We start from the raw sequence: 4,378 nt of genomic DNA, 5'->3' as shown, positions 1-4,378 counted from the left end.
GGTGTAGTCTTCAATGGGTTTAACGTGGGCCCCGCCAGCGGCCAGCTCTTTTGCAGTGCCACCGGTGGAAATCACCTCAACACCAAACTCGTCTTTCAGGGTCTTGACAAAATTAACCACCCCGGCCTTATTTGTTACCGACACTAACACACGCTTGATAGGACGCTCTGCCATGTAACCTCCTCGGATTGCCTACGGTTGCAACCTATGGAGCAAATGCACCTTTGCCATTCTATACTACGACTACTAAAACAGGCGTTCATACGGCAAACTTTGCCTTTGGTGAGACGCAAACGCCTTTGCCAGATTGGAGGAAGAAGGCTGTGACTAGAAGCGAGCAAGTTGTAGGCGGGGGCTTGCTGCAAAGAACTTCAATCACATCGCTACGTTGCTTGACAGGCTCTGGTATAAGCACCTCCCTAACGATGCCCAAGGTCTATGTGGCTCTACAGAGCTCTCCTTACATCTTGCGGCTCATACAGCGTCGTGGGTGGCAGAACTCGACAACCGTCCCATCGGTATTGCCTTAGCTCGCTTTAGACAGCCCGACGAGACGACACACAAGTGGAGCGATCTTTATGATCGTTTTTGTACTAAAGCTGAAAAAATAAGTTCCCTGGATATCAATGCCGAACTTACTCTTTGCGCAGAAGAAAAGAGCCTAACCACAAGAAATGGGCAAGAGAACTATGAATTTCTCGAGTTGCTAGCTGTAAACCCTGATAGCCAAGGTCTTGGCATTGGTGGAATGCTTTTTACGCGTGTGGAAAACTATTTACGAAGCAAGGGAGCAAGCGCACTGTGTCTCGTTACAGATGATGGCTGTGACTGGAAATTCTACCAGCACAAGGGACTCGTGCGCATAGCCAGCAGCACTGCTAAACCCCCGAGAAGACCTTCAGGTGCTATTTCTATAAAGAAACGTTATAGCAAACGACTGGCTAAACCCAAAAAACAATGTCCCAGCAACCTAATTCATTAGCTTGCTGGGACACCGTTATTTATTCAATTGAACTGTATACGTCCAAATTATTACTTGTCTTTTTTAAACGTGCTTTACAGTAAAAAGAATAGGCTCTATAGCTGAATCTGTCTTCCGGCAACATATTTTGCAGTAAGCTTACCACCCTCATCAGCTAAATAGCAAAAACGCTCCAAACGTTGGGCAATATTTAGTTCACGTGGACTGCGAATACCTGAATCATCTAACACTAGAGCATCAAAATCAAAGCCCTTAGCAAAACTTCCAACCCTTCCAAAGAATGAACCGCCACCGATGGTCGCCAGATAAAAAGCTTCCTGTATGGTAAGAGGAGCGAGGTTCTGGTCAACACAGCGCCAACGCAGCTTAGAACATGCCACAGCATCGGCTACAGCGCGAAACATATTTATGCTCGCTCCACCAGCTACATCAGTGCCAAGCCCTACATTCATCCCTTCTTGAAGATAACGCCGTATCGGAGCAATTCCAGAAGAGAGGAAAGCGTTCGATTGAGGACAATGTGCTACATACGTATCTGTCTTTTTTAGAATCTCAATCTCTTCATTAGTCGAGTAATTGCAGTGTGCCATAATTGTCCGCGCACTCCCGAGCAAACCGAAATGCTCATAAGTCTGACCATAACAAGTAGACCAAGGACATAAGCCTTTTACCCAATCAATCTCAGAAAGATTCTCCGATAAATGGGACTGCACCGGTAAACCAAGCTCAGCCTTAATTTCTCCCAATCCCTTCATCAATTCATCAGAGCACGTTGGGGTAAAGCGTGGCGTCAAAATAGGAAAAGTGTTGACATAGTGTTTCGACTCGACTTCAGAGAGCCACTTACGTGTAGCAGACAAAGATTGCTCAGCAGATCCATCGGTAAGATAATCAGGGCTGTTACGGTCCATGTTAACTTTACCCACATATGTCTTCAGCCCGGTAGCCTCCAACTTATCCATGAGCAACTCAGTAGCTGGTACATGCATAGTTGCAAATATCACAGCACGCGTGGTAAATGAGTGCTGAAGATCCTCAGCAAAAATTGAATAGCCGTTCTCGGCATAAGCTAACTCAGCATACCTTTTCTCCTCAGGAAAAGTATAGGTATTTAACCAGTCAAGTAATTCGAGATCCATTGCGATACCACGAAATCCATACTGAGGTGCATGAACATGAATATCATTAAGACCGGGCACTATAAGCTGATGGCCACAGTCTATAAGAGGTAAAGCAGTATATTGCTCAGGTAGCGAGCCATTATCATATACACCCGCAGAATGCCCATTAACGCAAACAACATACCCTAAAGGCCGAAGATCAAATAAATCTTTTGATATATTATAGCAGACATCACCTTTAAGCACAAATGAATTAGTCTCCATGAAAACCTCCTTCAATTATTGCCTGATAAGGCAAGTGTGTCTCATTTTCATCGCTACTTAAATAGCTAAGTATTTCAAAACGAACAATACCGCTAAAATATACATCATTGGACTAATTTTCTTGCGACCATTGATGCCGGCAAATAAATTAATGATTACGTAAGAGATAATGCCTAAACAAATCCCTTCGGCAATACTATAAGTAAAAGGCATCGCAATGGTACAAATAAATGCAGGTAAGCCCTCGGTCACATCGTTGAAGTCGACACCAAACAAAGCCCCCGTCATAGAAAAACCTACCGATATCAGGGCTGGAGCTGTAGCAAACATTGGAATGGCTAAAAAGAAAGGTGACAAAAACAGAGATATTAAGAACATACCCGCCACTACGAGTGAGTGGAGACCTGTACGACCTCCTGCAGTAATACCTGCTGCACACTCAACTGAGACACATGTTGGAGAAATTCCTAATGCAGCCCCTAGCATCGTCGTTACAGATTCAGACACTAAGGCACCTTTAGTGTGCTTGAGATCTCCACCAGGTTCAAGAAGATGAGCTTTAGAAGCTGCACCTACGAGAGTCCCGATTGTATCAAATAGAGAGGTAAAGAGAAGGGCTATTACGACAACAGCAAATCCAATATTTGCAATGCCAGAAAAATCCATTTTCATAAAGGTAGGAGCCATAGAAGGAATATTAAGACCTGCTGAAAAGTCTGGCAATACACTTTTATAGCCAGCGGCCGCATCGGGGATATAAATACCTGTTAGTTGACAAATGATACCCAAACCCCATGTAAGAAGAATGCCTATGAGGATGTCACCCTTTACATGATGCGATGTAAGAATACCAGTCGCCACCACGCCAAACATTGCAAGAATACACGAAATGCCCGCCGTTTCAAAAGTCCCATTGGTAAAGCTTGCATGAATATTAAAAAGGCCTACAAGTGTAGAATCATTGCTAATAATAATTCCTGCACCTTTAAGCCCAATTAAAGTAATAAACAAGCCAATTCCTGCAGTTATAGCAAGTTTTAAGCTTTGAGGAATTGCGTTGAAAACCAAGTCGCGCAATTTGGTAACTGAAATTAGCAAGAAAATTATGCCTTCAACAAAACATGCTGCAAGAGCAACCTGCCACGTATACCCCATTCCAAGGACAATTGTATAAGCAAAATATGCATTAAGACCAAGACTTGGACCTAAGATGAAAGGATAATTAGTTGTAAGTGCTATAAGAAGTGTGCCGACAGCGGTAGTAAGAACTGTTGCTGTAAAAACAGCTCCTGAATTCATTCCTGCCTGAGAAAGTACTGCCGGGTTAACAGCTAAAACATAGGCAACGGTAACAAATGTTGTAAGACCAGCAACAATTTCAGTTCGTATTGAAGTATTACGTTCCTTTAAATGAAAGTATTTTTCAAACGACGACTCCATAAAAATGAATCCCCCTCCAAAGCAAAATATAAAATCCTTTCATAAATTTTCTTTCTTCCAGTACTAATATGCATAGCCTAATCACGGAATGAGTAAGAGTTTTAGTAGATAGCCACTTACAAAAAATATATAACTTATTAATTTATAAATTTTTTACATCTAAAATCACCTACTTTATCAAACAACAGAATTTTTCATTTACCTCTGTTAATAGACAAACTTTTTATTATCAATAAATTATATTAATTATCTAATACTTTTTTTAAGGTTACCATACTATTATTGATTCCTTCATTGATATACGTCAGTTGTCATTTTCTCCCGGTAGACGGTAGAGACTTAATAGACCTCTTCTTCTACGAATTAAGGGCATTTTGATATATAAGGGTTCGCTACTAATTAATATAATTATATTAATTAGTAGCGAACCCTCACTAATAGCTGATATGTTTCTTTATCTTACCTTTACGTTTTGTGGCACTCTGTTTGCTATGGGTGTATAAGAGTTCCTGAGGTACCTGCTACCGCCTCACGCGCATGCTCAAGTGAGCCTATGATGCAACTGCGACCG

3 protein-coding genes and 1 pseudogene are annotated in these 4,378 nt (G+C 41.9%); 1 reads left to right on the top strand and 3 read right to left on the bottom strand.

The annotated features are described in order from the left end of the window. A pseudogene (locus tag Q7P22_RS09090) lies at positions 1–174 on the bottom strand (hypothetical protein); the annotation flags it as partial. Positions 175–388: 214 nt separating this feature from the next. Here Q7P22_RS09090 and Q7P22_RS09085 point away from each other — a divergent pair. Continuing rightward, entirely contained in the window at positions 389–982 is a 594-nt protein-coding gene (locus tag Q7P22_RS09085; protein ID WP_303863423.1) for a GNAT family N-acetyltransferase, read from the top strand. 95 nt (positions 983–1,077) lie between these two features. On the opposite strand, the gene Q7P22_RS09080 is transcribed toward Q7P22_RS09085, so the two are convergent. Further along, entirely contained in the window at positions 1,078–2,367 is a 1,290-nt protein-coding gene (locus Q7P22_RS09080; protein ID WP_303863420.1) for an amidohydrolase family protein, read from the bottom strand. Positions 2,368–2,424: 57 nt separating this feature from the next. Next, complete coding sequence (locus tag Q7P22_RS09075; protein WP_303863417.1) at positions 2,425–3,807, bottom strand: NCS2 family permease; 1,383 nt, start codon at positions 3,805–3,807, stop codon at positions 2,425–2,427. Between the last annotated feature and the right edge of the window lie 571 nt (positions 3,808–4,378).

The sequence above is a fragment of the Alkalibaculum bacchi genome (assembly GCF_937875145.1).
Classification (GTDB): Bacteria; Bacillota; Clostridia; order Eubacteriales; family Alkalibacteraceae; genus Alkalibaculum; species Alkalibaculum bacchi_A.
The sequence above is the reverse complement of the archived record's forward strand: the minus strand, read 5'-3'. Positions and strand labels throughout refer to the sequence as shown.

Coding starts and splice junctions, on each gene's coding strand:
- Q7P22_RS09080 (WP_303863420.1), bottom strand. CDS start 2,367: ATGGAGACTAATTCATTTGTGCTTAAAGGTGATGTCTGCTATAATATA.
- Q7P22_RS09075 (WP_303863417.1), bottom strand. CDS start 3,807: ATGGAGTCGTCGTTTGAAAAATACTTTCATTTAAAGGAACGTAATACT.